Here is a 16985-nt window from a genome sequence, read left to right as displayed (position 1 = left end):
CTTATTCCCCTTTTGCAGCATTAATATGTTTTTTAATCATTGCCAAATCTGGTTTTTGATAATGACGCCGACAAACTGGCATATATGCCTCGTCACCCCCAATTTGAATTTGTGCGCCTGAATAAACGGGGTGTCCATTGGCAATTCGCAAATTCATAATGGCTTTCCGAGTACAGAATGAACACAAAGTCTTCATCTCTTCAATTTTATCCGCATAAATCAGCAAAGCTTCTGACCCCGGGAAGAGTTGATTAAAAGCATCTTGTTTTAATCCAAATGCCAAAACCGGGATATTTAATTCATCAACAATTTGCGTCAGTTGTAAGACTTGATCCCGCGTTAAAAACTGGGCTTCATCAATTAGTACCGCTGAAAAATCTTCCGTTGGTTCGACAATGGTAAAAATGTCATCGTCAGCTTTGATTGCCCGAGCCTGACGTTGCAATCCAATCCGTGATTCAATTGCCCCAATTTCAGTACGACTGTCCAAGACACTGGTTAAGAGCAGCACTTTACGCCCCTGACTCTCATAATTATGTGCGACTTTAAGAATTTCAATGCTCTTACCACTTGCCATTGCACCATACCGAAAAAATAATTGTGCCATTGTTGTCACCCCTTTTAAATTCTGTAACTTTTATTATACACGAAAACGATCATGGATCAGCTTAACTTTCACTGAGATCTTTGCCAATTAAGCTTGTTGGTTTGACTTTGCGACCCTTCCATTCTATTCAGCATCATTGCACCCTTTTCAACAAAGAAAAAGTCAGACTGGTTTGTTTTTATCAAAACAAAGGCAATCCGACTATTCAAATCAATATGTTTTGCGAACAAATCGCTTAAAAACTTTCGGGCTCAATTTTAGTAATTTGTGAAGCCCAATCTACCGCTGGATACTTTCGCTCCAGTGCAATTTGTAAAATACGTAGTGCTAAATTTCCATTTCGAGTCAACACCGGACCATGAAAATAAGTCCCAAAGACATTTTTATAAATTAAGCCTTCGCCACCATCCTCACCATTATTACCGTTTCCTTGAATGATAGTTCCCAATGGGCGCTCATCATCGGCAATAAAGGTCCGACCCTGGTGATTTTCAAATCCATTATAAATTTGTCCAGTTTCTTCATTTTTAATCTGAACATTTCCCGTAAAGCGACTATGTGGCTGATTTAATGTATAGTGATGCATCGCTGAAATCCCTTCAACTCGGGTTCCATCAGCCAACAAGAAGTATTCACCCAGTAGTTGAAAACCTCCACAAACTCCAAGAAAAGGCCCATCAGCTTCAATATATTGCTTAATTGCGGTTGCTTTAGTTGGTAAATCAGCAGCAACCACTTGCTCCTCATAGTCCTGCCCCCCACCAAATAACACAAAATCGTAAGCGTCTGCATCAAATTGATCCCCAATTGAAACGGTGGTTGTTTGAAAGGCGACCCCCATCTGTTTGGCATAATAACGTAAGGCAACTAAATTACCATAATCTCCATAGGTATTCATTAAGTCAGCATATAGATGTGCGGTATTCAATTGAAATTCTGCCATTATGCATCCCCCATTTTCTTATTTCTAATAAATCCTTTTTGTGCTAATTTAGTTCGTAATTGTAACATGGCGGTATAGGTTGCCATAACATAAACCCGTTTAGTTGGCATCTTCTGAATGGCGTCGACAACTTGATTGAGATCAGGATAATAAGGATGATCCCCAAAGCCGGCCATCTTCAAACGAACATATAGATCTCGATAACGTTCTCCACCAGTTGCAATAGCTTGCACATTCATATCCATTAGGTCTTCAAACTCCGCATCCCATATCCAACTGGTATCAATTCCATCGGCATAATTAGCATTTAAAAGTCCTAGAATTGAGATGGGTTCAGGGTCTGTTTTCATCATATCAATTACCTGATTGGCTCCCACGGGATTTTTAATCAACACAATGGTTACTTCCTTATCACCAACGTGAATCAATTCTTGCCGGCCAAAAATTTGGGCGTTCGACTCAAAGGCATGATGAATTTGGTCGTTGGTAACCCCTAACCACCGACCGACCGCATATGCGGCTAACGCATTATAAATATTATAGAGTCCCCCAATTTCAATTTGGTAAGTTTCCCCATCCAAATCGAAATTAGAAAAACGCGGCGTTAATTGATTGATTTTTGTGACTGCATAATCTAGCTCCGGCCGCTTAAAATCATCTGTTTTCGAGAAATAAAAACCTTGGTTCGCATAAGTACGAAAATGATACGATAAAATACTATCATCAGTTGGTGACAAAATACCATCCGTATTCAAAGGAGCTCGCTGATCTTCAGTCGCTGGGACGTGATTAAATCCAAAATTAATAATTGGATTGGGTAACTTTTCCCGCAAAAAAATTGGTGAATCCGCATTCAACAATACCGTAGCCTCTGGAAACTTACGAATCCCACGTAAAATTTTATCGTAAGTTGTATAGATCTCACCGTAACGATCTAATTGATCACGGAAAATATTAGTTAACACAAAAGCTTGAGGCTTCAGTTGCAGACTGACCATTTCGACGTTAGCTTCATCGACTTCCAAGACGACCAACACTTTTTCGCCCTTTTTGGGTTGTTTGGCGGCTAAGATCGTTCCGGCAATTCCTTGAATCATATTTGATCCTGATGGATTAGTAATTACACGATCGTATTTTTCACGTAAAACTCTCGTTATTAAGGCCGTCGTTAGTGTCTTCCCGTTAGTTCCCGTCACCAAGACCACTTCATAGCGATCCGAGAGAGTTTGCAAAACGTTAGGATCAATTTTGGTGGCTACCATTCCGGGTAATGATGTTCCCCCGCGATGTAGGACCTTAGTTAAACTTAAATAAGTCAAGCGACCAGTCCAAGTCGCCAATGCACTTCTAAATGTCATAATGTGCTCCCCTTCGTTTATAAATCTTCATTTTACTCATTTTACAAATTGTTCTATCGGATGTAAAGCAGATTAAAAATCACCGAATGATCTAACAATTTGCCCCTGCATGGGAAATGGTCCCCCGTGCCCCCGCAGTCTTAAACTGGCTGAGATAGAGCCAATCAGTCTTCCTGAATTTACCTAAGCGTCCCGCTTATTCGTTCCCGTTTAGAGAAACTCAAGTGATAACTTTAAATACTCATCAATGTCTGCTTGAATCTGGGCAACGCCCGCTTCAAAAAAGGCCGGTTGCGTTAAATCAACTCCCAAATGTTTCTGTGCCAAATCTTCCGTTGACATCGCAGCCGTGTCGCGTAACAAATCAACATAAGCTGCTTCAAAGTTGGGCTGATTCTGCGCCCACGCATAAATCCCGGCACTAAATAGATAGCCAAATGTATAGGGAAAATTATAGAAGGGGACATCATCTGCATAAAAGTGTAATTTAGAAGCCCAAAAATGGGGGTGCCATTCAGACAATCCATTATCAAACGCTATTTTTTGTGCCTTTTCCATCATCTGATTTAATTGGACCGCTGGCACATATCCAGCTTGTCTAGCTTGATAAAATTCATTCTCAAAAAGATAGCGAGCATGGATATTTAAAAACATTGCCACAGGATTAGCCAATTTTGCATCCAATAACATTAAACGTTCTGCATCACTTTGAGCGTTCCGCACATTTGCATCATTCACAATTAATTCTGCAAAGGTTGACGCTGTTTCAGCGACATTCATCGCGTAATCATTACGCAGATATGGTAGATCTTGTAAGACACTCGTGTGGAAACCATGCCCCAGTTCGTGCGCAATTGTGGCAGCATCGTTAGGAGATCCAGTGAACGTTAAGAAAATGCGTGACTCCTTGATATCTGGCACACTCTCCATCCATCCCCCAGGTTGTTTACCGGGGCGGTCCTCGGCCTCAATCCACCCATTTTCAAACGCATGTTGCGCAAAAGTCGCCATTTTAGGTGAGTACTTGGCAAAATTATCAATAATTAATTGAGCCGCCTCATCATAAGTAACCGTTTGAGGCCGATAAGTCCCAAGTTTGGTTAGCGGCGCTGTTTGATCTTGCCACCCTAACTGCTCCACCCCCATTAGTTGAGCACGGCGAGCTAGATATGGTTTAAAGATATCTTTATGGGCATCTACCACCGCCCACATCGTCTGAAGCGTTGCTCTAGACATCCGATTTAAGGCCAAGGGTTCTTCCAAATAGTCTGCATAACCCCGGGCTGCTTGCTCAGTTAAACGGGCGCCTGCCAAATGGTTCAATGTATCAGCCACTAAATCTTCAACCGTCGTCCACATTTTCTCATAGGCCTGCATAATGGCGTGGCGAACTTTAGGATCCGGATAGCCGTCAATTTGATTCAGTGCTTGACCAGCCGAAATAGTCTGTTGCTGACCCTTTTCATCCTCAAAACTCAAAGTCAACCCAGCGACTAACGTTTCATAATGTTGGGACCAACCGTTGAGACTGTCTAAACGTAATTGATCTAAAATATTTTCTGTTGTTGGCTCTAATAAATAGTGAGCTTTTTGCCGTTGTTCCTTCAGATTGAATTGTAAATTTCTAAATGCAGGTTGGTCTAATAGCTCCGCAAATTCAGTAGCGGATAATTGCGCCAAAAAACTTTGGAGTTGCTTCTCTGGCTGTGCTAATTGTGCCCCCAACTGCGCGATTTTATTTTGCATTGGTCGAAAAGCCGGATTCGTATAATCATCAGCTGCCCATGCGTTTACAAATAAATCGACAGTTAAATAACCAGCCAAAATATTTTGGTAAAGCTCAAAGAGGTTGCTCATTTGTACCACTTGATGTTGTTGCACAAGGTTTTTTAAACGTATTTTAAATTCAGCGATTTGATGTTCTAAGACATCCATTTTTGCCTTAAACTCCATTCCTGCAACGCCACCTTTAAATATTGTTTCCAGATTCCAGTTTAACGAATATTTCATAACTTTTCTGCTTCTTTCTAATTGTACTTTGACTTTATTTTACTCTAATTTAAAACGGACTCCAATCATTTCCAACCCGCTATAAAAAAGTTGATTGATATGGGCACAAAAGTTCCCATTACCAATCAACTCAAACTGTCATTTTAAATTCCGCCCGCTTCCAATTCATTTTTAGGTTAGAGCGGGTTTAACGTGACTCTCGTATTTTATGTTTCATTCCGTATGCAAAATAGACGATAAGCCCCAAAACAAACCAACCAAGCATCATCAATTTTGCATCAATTCCCAAACCTAGCAAAACAAACAAAGCAAATAACGCCGCCACCATCGGCAAAATTGGATACAAAGGCATTTTGAACGCCGGATCCGTTAAATCATGACCTTCACGAGGACGTAGGCGATAAATTCCTAAAGCCACGAAAATAAAGGCAAACAACGTCCCAGCCGAAATTAATTGCGCCAATTGCGAAAATTCAAAGAAGGCCGTAATAACAATCGCCACAATTGCTACGGTCCAAAGCCCCACATTTGGTAACTGCGCCTGATTTAAATGGCCTAATGATTTGGGCAAAAGTCCATCTCGTCCAAACGAGTAAACTAATCGAGAACCTGCCATACTCATTCCAATTAAAGCACTTAACATCCCCACAACGGCAATCATTGCTACTATGGCCGCAACTACTGGATGACCAGCTTGACGTAAGGCCCAAGCAACTGGTTCCGCGTTTCCTGCGTAAGCACTAGCTTTAAACATACCGACTAACACCAATGAAACGGCCGAAAACAAAACGACGGCAATTAACAATGAACCTAGAATCCCCCGTGGCATCGTTTTACCTGGATTCTTTGCTTCGGCTGAATTTGCCGCAATCGCGTCAAACCCAATATATGACAAGAAAATACCCGATACTCCTGCCCAAATTCCCTGCCAACCACCATAAGGACCTGGTTTAATACTAGGGTCATATTGAGGAATGAACGGGTGTAAATTACTGGCATGAAAAGCGGTTAGGCCAACCACAATAAATAGTAAAATGGCAAAAACTTTAGCAATCACTAAAAACAACTCAACTCGGGTCGCATTTTTCACGCCACGGCTCAAAAGGATCGTCACCATTAGAATTGACACAATTGAAATCAGATCACCAAACCCACCATCGACAATCGGTGTTACAAAGGCTTTTGGCACCTGAAGTCCAAATTCTGCCAATAGCCCTCGCAAATTTGCGGACAATCCTGCCCCCACAAACGCCAAAGCAATAAAATATTCCGCTAACAACGCCCAGCCGACTAACCAACCTAAAAATTCGCCAAATAAAACATTAATCCATGAATAAGCTGAACCAGCAAAGGGCATTGCTGAAGCCATTTCCGCATAGGCAAATGCAATTAATCCGGCCACTAAAGCCGCTAAAATAAAGGAAATTACTACTCCTGGTCCTGCATGACTCGCTGCAATCACTCCCGGCAAGGTAAAAATCGATGCCGAAACAATCGTTCCAACTCCCAAGGCCAAAAAATCTTTTACTCCTAATACCCGCTGCAAGCGCGCATCTTTATCTTCGTAATTTGCGGCTGATTCCTTTTGCCACATTTGCTCCCAAATTTTCATATTATTCCACCTAATTCATTGATCCTTTTTCACATAATTATTTAATAATAGCTTAATCATCTAAGTGAAACAAGTCTTTTTTATTTACTTAACACGATATAACTTCTCATCAATTAAATCAAAACTTCCAAACTTTTGATTATATGTATCAATTGGTGTTAGGTCAGCCGTCTGCCAAAAGGCAGGTGAATTAGTGGCGCCATTGTCCTCTCCAATTAATAAAAACTCCCCCTGAAAATGCTCACGAACCCATGTTAGGATCGATAGGTCTACTGGATCTGCGTCAGGCGACCAGCTCACCAACAACACCTCAAACTCATTACCATAGTGCGCTAAGGCGGATAACGCATCCATTTTTTCGACTAATGGTTGCGGTTTAAGCGCACTTTGATTCGGCTGAAATTGCCAACTTTCATTATCAACCGCATGAATCCATTGATCCGGTTGTAAGGATTTTAATCCCGCCGACAAATAGCCATAGCCTGCCATCAACTCCAACGTTTTCCGACCAGTTAAATAATTCGATAACTCAGTGACCGCTGGTGTTGAAACATATCCATACATTTTATATCTTTGAATTAATTCATCCCGAAAATCATGTAATAATTGATCCAATCCCATTAATGCTTCAACTTGTTGACCCCAAATTTTATTTCCAAGGATTGGTTGGTTCGGATATTGTCCAACGATTCGCCGTTGGACTGCTTCAATCATTGCTTCATTAATTTCTAAAAATGGAAGTTGTGGCGGAAGCTGTCCCGCTTGCAATGCCATCTCAACTTCCAAAATTTGTGCCAAGTAGTCCATAATCAAAGGAATTTGCTTAAATTGGCGTTGATAGTCTTTAATTTGTTGAAAATACGCACTGTCGGCTAATTTGATTGCTGGAGAAATTTTTACTTGCTGCATATTCGGTCCCCTTTTTTAGATTGAAAAAAGACTGACTCAAAAATGTGCCAGCCTCGTGTTTATTTAATATTGATAATTAAAATCGATCTTAGAATAAATCACCCTGTTGATTGACCATTGGTTGATCATTATTGCCAAAAATACTATTTTTTTCCGCAAAATGACGATTAATGATCTGAAAAATGTCAAAGCGTTCCTGATCAGTTAAGGCTTTTCCATTGAAATCAATTTCTTTTCCGGATAGGAACAACAAAGACAAATCAGTAGTTTCATCACTGGCTCGTCCCACTAGAAAATCCATGGTCACTTCAAAGAAATCCGCTAATTTACGGACCTCTAAATATGAAGGTGAACGGTCTCCACGTTCCCAGTTTCCAATTTGTGCCGCGGTGTTTGCTTTTTGCCCCGGATCTAATTGTTTGTTTAGCGTTTCTGCTAACATTTCTAACGTAATATTACGACTTTTGCGTAATTCTCGTAAGCGTTCTGGAAACATGTCGCCCCATTCCTCCCTTCATCTTCAATCCATACTTTATAATTTTAACGAAAACAAATCAATTTTACCATATAAATATTATTTTGGCTCATTTATCGTTGTTAGAATCTGAATATCAACTGTTACGAAAGGGAGTGGCGTTTGTTCTGCGGCAGCCTGGGACTCAGGTCGTGCGCCCCAGTGCAAAGGAGTCATGTGTAACAAATCAATCCATAAATTATCTGGGATAGCCCATTGATAGGTTACATCAGTAATTTCTGCATTAGGATATTGATCTATAAAACGATCTACGACCTTTTGATTGTCGTACGTGTGATTAACAGAATCCACAGGATACAGCATTTCTCTTAACTCAGATAAATAATGGGCATTCGGAACAACTTTAACGATCCGGCCTCCGGGTTTTAAGACCCGATTAAACTCTTGGTAGGCGCTTGGTGAAAAAAACTCAACAATACTATCAAAACTTTCATCATTGAACGGTAATTGGGCCAAATCAGCCACGGTAAAAAAAGCGTTACTATCCAGCTGAGTTGCTAAATTGATCCCAGCTTTACTGATATCAAACCCAATCGTAGTATCCAGACCTGACCGTTGTTCCAGCAGACGCACCAAGGGCGTTCCCTCTCCGGTTCCAACATCGAGAATTGTTTGCGCCATACTAGGTAAACTATCAGCTACACCAGTAATGATTCCATCAAAAAGACCAGCACTCAGAACTCTACGACGCGCAGCTAACATCTGATCGTCATATTCCGTATTGACCGCATGATTTAAAAAGACTAAGCTTCCTTTTTTATTTAAATCTAATTGATGCTGATTGGGACAAATCAAGCTGTTTCCACGAACCCATTCGTATGGTTCATGACAGACATTACAGCGAAATAATTGGCGATTTTTAGTAATAAATTCTTGACCACGTTCAATTTTTTTCATGCTTTTAATTCACTCATTTCGTGTGCTTTTGCTTGTTAATATAGTAATAGTATACTGGAATACCGACCAAAACCATAATAATTGAAGTCAGCGCCCCTAAAAAGTCGCTAAATAAAGTTGACCCCACAACAAAGGCCCCCCCGCAAATCCCCACCAACGGTGTGATCGGATATAATGGGGTCTTAAAATCGATTATCATGGTTAGCTTCTTTTGCCGGCGCCGTAAGATAAAGACACCAATAAAAGCTAAAACGTAAAAAATCCAAATCGTAAAAATAGCTAGGTTCGATAGTAAATCAGCCGAATCAGTAAATGCAGCAATTCCAGTCGCCATTAAGGCCACTGTGATCGTAGCTGGAGCGGGAACAATCGTTTTGGGACTTAATTTTTTAAGATACGCGGGAAAGAGACCATCTTTAGCCATCGCATAAGCCATTCGAGGAAAGGCAACCATTTTACCATTCATGGTCCCTAACATTGAAATAATAATGATTAATGACATAATACGTCCACCAACCAAGCCAAAAGCCGATTTAACTACTGCAAAAACAGCATTATCCTCTAAACTGACAATTTCTTGGGCTGGCAAGACACGATAGACTCCATAAGTTACTCCCAAATACGACAATAAAATTAATAAGACCCCAAAAACAATTGAAAAAGGAAGATCACGCTTCGGATTTTTCATCTCGTCCCGAATATTGGCGACCAAGACCCATCCATCATATGCAAATAACGTAGCCAAAACCGCCATTCCAAAATTACCGCCCGGCGTTGCTGCAACTTGAGTAACTGTCTGTCCTAAAGCGTCTACTCGGCCAAAAAACAAGCCGTAACCAATTAAAATCACAATGGGAACCATCTTAACTGCCGTGGTTAAAACTGCAAAACCGGCCGCAATGCGATTTTCTAATAGATTTAAACCCATCACAAAAAAGATATACCCAATCCCAATAAGCCGGGACCAACCTAAATCGATTCCCAAAAAATTAGCCGTCAAATGCGCTGCGTAACCCCCAATTGAAGCAATTACGGCCGGTGCATATACAACTACCTGTGACCAACCTGTTAAAAATCCCATGAGATGTCCATAAATTCCATCAATGTAACTATAGAGCCCTCCCGCCTTAGGAATCCGCGAACCAACTTCAGCAATGGTCAAGCCCGCTGCTAAAGTGATAACACCACCTAAGCCCCAAGCTAATAAACCTTGTGTTTGTCCGCCGGCCATCTCCAAAACACTCGCTTGTTTGAAAAAAATTCCCGATCCAATCACGGTTCCAACAACCAGTGATAAACCAGAAATAATTCCTAAATCACGCTTCAAATTAACACTTGATTTTGTTTGCATATTATTACTCCCTACCCTCTTCAACATCCCCCAAAAAGACTTTTTTCCACCATATCACACATTTTTTACGGTTACAATTTAAATCCGGATGAAATTATGATGTTTTTGTGAAATTTATTAAAAATACAATTATAAAAAGTATTAACCTATTAAATAGGTATTAATTCACGAACACTAAATGTTTTTTATAACAAATTTTTATAACAAAAAAGATCGATCTCAAGAGAAAGCGATCTTTAAACGATTAATTAAAATTAGAACTTAAGCCTCATCATACCAACTATAGTGATACATTTGACCAGCCGGTTGATCGACTCGTTCATAGGTGTGGGCTCCAAAGTAATCCCGTTGAGCTTGAATTAAGTTGGCAGGCAAAACAGCTGAACGATATGAATCATAGTAAGCCACTGCCGCAGAAAGGGATGGTGCTGGAATTCCAGCTTCCACTGCCAAAGCGACTACACGCCGAGCTGCCCCTTGGTACTTCTCAGCAATGGTCTTAAAGTATTCATTCAACAATAGGTTATGTAAAGCCGGATCAGCATCAAAGGCGTCTGTAATGCGTTGCAAGAAACGAGCTCGGATAATCGCCCCTGCCCGCCATAGTTGCGCTAATTCACCAAATGGCAGATCCCAATCATAGTGATCCGAAGCCATGCGTAACTGATCAAACCCTTGAGCATAAGACATGATCTTTCCAAAATACAAAGCTTGACGTAGATCCTCCACGGTTGCTCCTAAATCACCATTAAATTGATATTGCGGACCATGTAATTCCTCAGATGCAGCCACCCGATCATCCTTCATCGCTGAAATATATCGAGAATATACGGATTCAGTAATCAAAGATTGTGGAGCTCCAACTGCAAGTGCCGATTGTGACGACCATTTTCCAGTCCCTTTATTCCCAGCACGATCCAAAATCATATCAACCATTGGCTTGTCACTACCCAAATCATCTTTACGCGTTAAAATATCCGCCGTAATCTCAATTAAGTACGAATCAAGCTCGCCCGCATTCCACTCTTTAAAGGTCTGTGCTAAGTCCGTCTGAGACAATCCTACAACACGCTTCAAAATATCATATGATTCAGCAATTAATTGCATATCACCATACTCAATTCCATTATGCACCATCTTTACATAATGTCCGGCACCATTCGGACCAATATAAGCAACTGTTGGCTTACCATCTTCTGGCGCCTTCGCCGCAATTTCATGCAAAATGGGTTCCACCAAATCATAAGCCTCTTTTTGCCCGCCAGGCATCATTGAAGGACCCTCCAAGGCTCCTAATTCACCTCCAGAAACACCCATTCCAATGAAATTGATGCCTGAGGCTGCTAAATACTCTGAGCGCCGTATCGTATCCTCAAAGAAAGTATTTCCCCCATCAATTAAAATATCATTTTTTTCCAAGAATGGTAGTAATTCTTCAATCACCGCATCAGTTCCCGCTCCAGCCTTAACCATTAATAAAATTCGCCGAGGCCGTTCAATTGATTTCACAAAATCTTCGACGGTATAACTTGGAACAAAGTGCTTTTCAGCATGCTTTGCTACCAAATCATCTGTCCTAGAACGTGAACGATTATATACGGCCACCGTGTAACCCCTTGATTCAACATTCAAGGCTAGATTCCGCCCCATGACTGCTAAACCAATTACGCCAAAATTAGCTTGTTCCATGCTAATACCTCCCATAAATACATTAATTATATACAACTCAATTATACTTTATTTTTGTCTGTATGGTAACGTCATTGTGAAAAACTTATTATATATCACAACAAATCGTCTGCCATGTCTAAACGGAAACTTTTATTTAAACAAAAAAATCCCACACGCATATCTGCGAAATAGGATCGTTTTCACTTCAGTTAACAAGTAAATGCTTACTTGTTTTCAAGTTCTGCTTTACCCTTAGCCCAAGCTTGGATATTAACAGTCGTTGCTTGGCGAGCTTTCTTGTTAGCATCGTGGCTAACAGGACGCTTGCTTGCCCATGAATTATATGGTGAATGAACAGCCATTGTTATTTACCTCCGTTTTGTTATCGATAACTTTATAAGTTTAGCTAAAATTAATGTAAAAGTCAATTAGGGATTATGTTTATCGTTTAAAAAATCCGCGACGCCATAAAATAATCACCGTTATCATCATTAAAATAATCGTAATAATAATCGTTGCCAACCAACTTTCGTGAGCTTGTGCGAAGGGGAGCCATCGGACATTTTGACCATAAAAACCACTGACAATTGTGGGGATAGTTAGAACAACCGTCACTAAAGTTAACATTTTCATCGTCCAATTTAGACTATTGTTAGCAATCGATGCATAGGAATCTTCGACTTGATTAGTCACCAATTGAGCTAATTCCCCAGTATCTTGGGCCTGTTGCAATTCAACTTGAATGTCCTCTAATTTCTCAATTTGGAGCAAGGTCAATTTCAATATTTTTTGATTTTTTAAATTATTAATTAATTCATTGTCACTGTGCAAAGAATTTAAAAGATAAATTAAATCAGTCTGTAAATTCATTAACTCATCAATCTTGCCCTGCACAGCCTTTGACTCCCGCAAAGCACGCTGAATCGGATTACGCCGACGGTTAATTTCTAAAATAACGGTTTGAAATTTACTTGATAGGATTCGTAAAGTATCGATTAAAATATCAACCGGCTGAAAGTGTACTAAATTTTGCTGTGATTGATCCAAAATTTTGTCGATGTATTTGATAATGTATTTTGTCTCATTACGCGTAAACGTCATTAAAAATTTTTGTTCTTGATTGGTAATAAAGCTTACCGGTTCAGTTGTAGCAATATCTGAAGTAGGTGTCACGATATCAAAGATCGTTAATACGTTATTACCATCAATTTCGTTTCGTGCACTTTCATACGGATCTAAGGCATAATTAATCATTTCATTGGCTATTTGATATTTATGATTTAGAGTTTCTCGTTCCTGTGGTTGCATATCATGCACCCGAATCCAGGTCCAATCAATTACTTTTTGTTCCTCAATCATTCTATTTCTCCCTAAGTTTAATCAATTAAAAACGCCAAATTATACCCACCGAATCTATTTACAAGATTGGAGCTTAATTTAGCGCTGAATGATATTTATTTTAAATGTAACTTATGAGCAATCATTTGCGCTCGCATTCCAAAAATATTTTGACCTAAATGGGACTTTAAAGTGACCGCACCATAGATAAAGATCCCGACACCAACACCAACGCCTAGCACCATGGATTGTTGCAAACGAGTTTCGGCTACGAAAGTTTCCATCCAAATAACGACTGGTGTCACCACAGCAAACATGATTAAGCTCCAAAAAAGAATAGTCATTAATGAATAATTAAATTTTGCCCAGTTAATCGGGTATTGTTTCAAAAGTTTGATTAAAGCCCAAATTAATCCAATCAAGAAGGCCATTCCGGTCGCAATCAGCGGTCCCATCCCTTGGAAGAAGTAAATTGCTGGATATTGGAGAACCATTTTTAATATTAAAATTAAGAATGTCCACCAAACCGTGAAACGTAACTGACCTAGTCCCTGATTAATCGCTAGAATAACCATATAAACCCCAAAGAGCAAACCAATATAACCTGAGAATTGAAGTATCAATACCCCATTTTGTACATCAGCTGCGCCATAGAATAAAATATAAAGGGGTTTAGCAACCGCGACCACTCCCAAGGAAGCGGGAACCATTACAAAAGCTAATAATTTCAAAATATAATTAATTTGCTGACCGGTTGCCACTGCATCATTTTTAGCATGTGCGCGGGCCAACATTGGCAAAGCCGTTTCAGACATCGCAATGGCCAAAGAAACGACTAGCATAACTAATTTATTAGAGTTGAAAGAAAATTGTGCAAACATTTGATTTAAATCAGTTTGATTAACCGACGTAAAATCATGCATCAATCGAAAGAAACTGAATTGATCCATTAATTGAACCAATGAAATAGCTGATCCAGCAAAAACCACTGGAATTGCTTGCCACATCATTTTACCAATCAAATTTCCGGCTGGAACATTGGATTCTCGTGAATGAACCACGAATTTACTAGCAAAATAACCTCTTCTTAAGAAAATGCCGATCAAGACAACCAAAATTCCGGCTAACGCCCCCCAGAAGGCCGCAAAGGTAGACTGAACCGTCGCATCAACCCAACTTCCATGATGTCCTAACATGATCCAGGCAGTCATCCCTAGCATGTAAAGTACTCGCACCACCTGCTCGACGACTTGTGACAATGCCGAAATACCCATTAGTTCAAAACCCTGTACATATCCCCGCAACATCGATAAGACCGGAATAACTAACACAGCCGGGGCCAATGAATAAAGCACCGGTACCACATGTTCATTCCCTTGTGACAGTGGTTCAGCTAAAATATACAAGATGAGCGCTGCCACAGCTCCCATCACAAGGCCTAAGATCAAAGATTGTCGTAAGACACTTTTCACTCGCCCAAACTGCTTCTTCTCCGCAAATTCAGCGACTAAACGTGCTAGAACATTCGGAAGCCCTGCCGTAGCCACTAATAGCGCGACTGAGTAGATCTGATACCCTTGTGCATACAGACCATTCGCTGAAGTCGTATAAGCGACTCCAATCATCATTGACCACGGAATAATATATAGCGCTCCCAAAAGTCGTGAAACCAAATTACCAATGGTCATCCAAAGAGAACCACGTAACATTTTACTCTGATCAGATAAACTTTCACTGGGCTCAGACACCACGTTACTAGCTTTACTAGCTGATGGTTTCGTTGCTGGTTGCGTTTTGAGCGGCTTAATTTGCGGCTGACCTTTCAAACTACTCGTATTCGACTTGATCGGTTCCAGTTTTTCATAGTGGTATGAATCGGCCACTTCCGTTACTTGAATGGCGTGCTGACTGGTAGTTGCTCCATTCATGACTTCATTTTCTGGAAAAGAAATCTTTTTCCGATGGCTAGGTTTAATATAAACCTTTTGCGAACCTCTCACTAATTTACCGGAACGGTTTAAAGCCCTTTTAGAAACTTCACCGGGTGTTTTTTTAGATGCGTTAGTGTCGACTGCTTCGGTTCGTTGTTGTTGCTGATGCAGTAAATTCTGCACTTCTTGGTACGTCATTTCTCGCCGAATTTTTTTATCATTTTGCGTTTCAGCCGTCATGCAATCACCCTGTGACCTTTCGTTCAATTTAAAATCAATGACGTTACACAGACTCGAACTGTGATCTAAGACTTAGGAGGTCCTTGTTCTATCCCGTTGAACTATAACGCCGATAACTCACATTGATTTATTATACACGATATTAAATTTTATGTGAGAATCTCAACTCTTCATTAATAAAAATTAAAAGACTTTTTCAAACCATGCCACGACTGGCCGAAAAATCATAACAATCGGATTTGCAACTTTAACTTTATTCACCGTTTGGTAACGTAAGCTGGGTTGTTCTCCTAAATAATCATTTAAAGCTTCATTTTTAAATAAAACCCGTTGTATTGCTAACCATTGATGCCGATTGAAGGGTGCCTCAGCTTGTTCACTATTAACCTTAAAAGTTTGCTTAGTAGCTAATTGGCGTTCTTTGGCAAAAACAGTGATCGCCTTTTGCGGTTCCAACTCAACTAAGCCTTGTTTATTTTTAGCATTTTTGATATAAATTTGTTGCCGAGCGGTCACCTTCACCAAATTCGTCTGATTCTTAATTTGATCTAACATATTCTCAGTTTCCGTGAAATTTTGACCCTCAGCTGCATTCAAAACTACGGTTAACACGGGAATCTTATCAAGCTGAGTATATCCCACCACATTTTGGCCATCATGAACCGTAGTTCCAGTTTTCAACCCCTTAAATTGATATTTAGAACTCCATAAGAGTTCATTAGTATTTTTCATGGTTTGATTACTGTTATCTGGTTTTGGAAATTCGGCCTCTTTTTGATTTGTTAATTTAAAAATCTGCGGATAATCCCGAACTAGATGCCAAGCGATCATTGCCACTTCACGTGCTGAAAGTTTATTTTCTAAGCTAGCGTCCAACTTTTGATTACGGAAACTACCCATATCATTCTCACTCAACCCCGAAGCTGAAATAATATTGGCATTTTTAATACCCCAACTCGTCAATAATTGATTAGCGACTTGATAAAATTTATCCTGACTTCCACAAACTTGATCAGCCAAAGCCATCGCTGCTCCATTAGCAGACGCGACCAAGGCAGCGCTCTCCAATTGTTCAATGGTATAGGTTCGTTCAGCTGACAACTCAACGTTAGCAACACCACTATCTTGACTAAACGCGGCAATTTTAGCGGGAACTTTAACTTTCGTAGTATGCGTAAATTGTCCCGATTGAATTGCTTGTTCCACCAAATAGATCACAATCAATTTGGAAACCGAAGCGATGGGGAGACGCTCTTGATCATTTTTACTCGCAATAACTTGCCCGGAATTCACATCAACAGTGATTTCAGCAGGCGCTGCACTAGTGGGAGTGATTGCGGCAGCTTGAGCAAATGATTGTCCTAGAATGAGACCCAATAGCAGGACTGTGACTCCTTTTAAAATTTTTATTTTCATGATCCTACCTATTTTTATTATTAATTTATTTTAATTCTTGATATTACAACCAGTATATAATAAATTGCGACAATCACATACGGAAATCCAATAATTTAGTATTTTAAACATTTTTCAGAGCTCTTTTTTAATAAACGAACCTACATAAAGAGGCTATTGTATAAATT

At 40.0% G+C, this 16985-nt stretch carries 14 protein-coding genes and 1 tRNA gene; all 15 read right to left on the bottom strand.

All coding sequences use genetic code 11. The features are described from left to right. Position 1: 1 nt before the first annotated feature. Positions 2-607: a thymidine kinase gene (locus tag G7084_RS01945; RefSeq protein ID WP_166009557.1), complete on the bottom strand. Its 606-nt coding sequence runs from the start codon at positions 605-607 to the stop codon at positions 2-4. 235 nt (positions 608-842) lie between these two features. Next, entirely contained in the window at positions 843-1550 is a 708-nt protein-coding gene (locus G7084_RS01940; protein ID WP_166009555.1) for a type 1 glutamine amidotransferase, read from the bottom strand. After that, positions 1550-2908 (bottom strand): Mur ligase family protein, encoded by a 1359-nt coding sequence (locus G7084_RS01935; RefSeq protein ID WP_166009553.1) that lies wholly within the window; start codon positions 2906-2908, stop codon positions 1550-1552. Before G7084_RS01935 ends, G7084_RS01940 begins: the two co-directional genes overlap by 1 nt. Positions 2909-3118: 210 nt before the next feature. Continuing rightward, the gene (locus G7084_RS01930) at positions 3119-4918 is read right to left on the bottom strand and encodes a M3 family oligoendopeptidase (RefSeq protein ID WP_166009551.1); all 1800 of its coding nucleotides are present in this window, start codon (positions 4916-4918) and stop codon (positions 3119-3121) included. A 187-nt stretch (positions 4919-5105) separates the two neighbouring features. Then, on the bottom strand, positions 5106-6530 hold the full coding sequence (locus tag G7084_RS01925) for an APC family permease (protein ID WP_166009550.1): 1425 nt from the start codon (positions 6528-6530) through the stop codon (positions 5106-5108). 84 nt (positions 6531-6614) lie between these two features. Further along, positions 6615-7439: a hypothetical protein gene (locus tag G7084_RS01920; RefSeq protein ID WP_166009548.1), complete on the bottom strand. Its 825-nt coding sequence runs from the start codon at positions 7437-7439 to the stop codon at positions 6615-6617. An 88-nt stretch (positions 7440-7527) separates the two neighbouring features. Next, entirely contained in the window at positions 7528-7935 is a 408-nt protein-coding gene (locus G7084_RS01915) for a helix-turn-helix domain-containing protein (RefSeq protein WP_166009546.1), read from the bottom strand. A 78-nt stretch (positions 7936-8013) separates the two neighbouring features. Then, entirely contained in the window at positions 8014-8871 is an 858-nt protein-coding gene (locus tag G7084_RS01910) for a methyltransferase domain-containing protein (RefSeq protein ID WP_166009544.1), read from the bottom strand. Positions 8872-8884: 13 nt separating this feature from the next. Further along, on the bottom strand, positions 8885-10222 hold the full coding sequence (locus G7084_RS01905; protein WP_166009542.1) for an APC family permease: 1338 nt from the start codon (positions 10220-10222) through the stop codon (positions 8885-8887). A gap of 261 nt (positions 10223-10483) precedes the next feature. Beyond that, positions 10484-11911: an NADP-dependent phosphogluconate dehydrogenase gene (gndA, locus tag G7084_RS01900; RefSeq protein ID WP_166009540.1), complete on the bottom strand. Its 1428-nt coding sequence runs from the start codon at positions 11909-11911 to the stop codon at positions 10484-10486. Between the two features lie 206 nt (positions 11912-12117). Beyond that, positions 12118-12255, bottom strand: a complete 138-nt coding sequence (locus tag G7084_RS01895) for a hypothetical protein (protein ID WP_166009538.1) — start codon at positions 12253-12255, stop codon at positions 12118-12120. A gap of 79 nt (positions 12256-12334) precedes the next feature. After that, a complete protein-coding gene (locus tag G7084_RS01890; RefSeq protein WP_166009536.1) occupies positions 12335-13252 on the bottom strand; it encodes a magnesium transporter CorA family protein in 918 nt (305 codons plus the stop codon). 95 nt (positions 13253-13347) lie between these two features. Continuing rightward, on the bottom strand, positions 13348-15402 hold the full coding sequence (locus G7084_RS01885) for a putative polysaccharide biosynthesis protein (protein WP_166009534.1): 2055 nt from the start codon (positions 15400-15402) through the stop codon (positions 13348-13350). Between the two features lie 38 nt (positions 15403-15440). After that, positions 15441-15513 (bottom strand) — tRNA-Arg (locus G7084_RS01880). 72 nt (positions 15514-15585) lie between these two features. Further along, a complete protein-coding gene (locus G7084_RS01875; RefSeq protein ID WP_166009532.1) occupies positions 15586-16818 on the bottom strand; it encodes a D-alanyl-D-alanine carboxypeptidase family protein in 1233 nt (410 codons plus the stop codon). Between the last annotated feature and the right edge of the window lie 167 nt (positions 16819-16985).

Source organism: Weissella coleopterorum (genome assembly GCF_011304355.1).
Lineage (GTDB): Bacteria > Bacillota > Bacilli > Lactobacillales > Lactobacillaceae > Weissella > Weissella coleopterorum.
This window is presented reverse-complemented; position numbering and strand designations above follow the sequence as displayed.

Coding starts and splice junctions, on each gene's coding strand:
- G7084_RS01945 (WP_166009557.1), bottom strand. CDS start 607: ATGGCACAATTATTTTTTCGGTATGGTGCAATGGCAAGTGGTAAGAGC.
- G7084_RS01940 (WP_166009555.1), bottom strand. CDS start 1,550: ATGGCAGAATTTCAATTGAATACCGCACATCTATATGCTGACTTAATG.
- G7084_RS01935 (WP_166009553.1), bottom strand. CDS start 2,908: ATGACATTTAGAAGTGCATTGGCGACTTGGACTGGTCGCTTGACTTAT.
- G7084_RS01930 (WP_166009551.1), bottom strand. CDS start 4,918: ATGAAATATTCGTTAAACTGGAATCTGGAAACAATATTTAAAGGTGGC.
- G7084_RS01925 (WP_166009550.1), bottom strand. CDS start 6,530: ATGAAAATTTGGGAGCAAATGTGGCAAAAGGAATCAGCCGCAAATTAC.
- G7084_RS01920 (WP_166009548.1), bottom strand. CDS start 7,439: ATGCAGCAAGTAAAAATTTCTCCAGCAATCAAATTAGCCGACAGTGCG.
- G7084_RS01915 (WP_166009546.1), bottom strand. CDS start 7,935: ATGTTTCCAGAACGCTTACGAGAATTACGCAAAAGTCGTAATATTACG.
- G7084_RS01910 (WP_166009544.1), bottom strand. CDS start 8,871: ATGAAAAAAATTGAACGTGGTCAAGAATTTATTACTAAAAATCGCCAA.
- G7084_RS01905 (WP_166009542.1), bottom strand. CDS start 10,222: ATGCAAACAAAATCAAGTGTTAATTTGAAGCGTGATTTAGGAATTATT.
- gndA (WP_166009540.1), bottom strand. CDS start 11,911: ATGGAACAAGCTAATTTTGGCGTAATTGGTTTAGCAGTCATGGGGCGG.
- G7084_RS01895 (WP_166009538.1), bottom strand. CDS start 12,255: ATGGCTGTTCATTCACCATATAATTCATGGGCAAGCAAGCGTCCTGTT.
- G7084_RS01890 (WP_166009536.1), bottom strand. CDS start 13,252: ATGATTGAGGAACAAAAAGTAATTGATTGGACCTGGATTCGGGTGCAT.
- G7084_RS01885 (WP_166009534.1), bottom strand. CDS start 15,402: ATGACGGCTGAAACGCAAAATGATAAAAAAATTCGGCGAGAAATGACG.
- G7084_RS01875 (WP_166009532.1), bottom strand. CDS start 16,818: ATGAAAATAAAAATTTTAAAAGGAGTCACAGTCCTGCTATTGGGTCTC.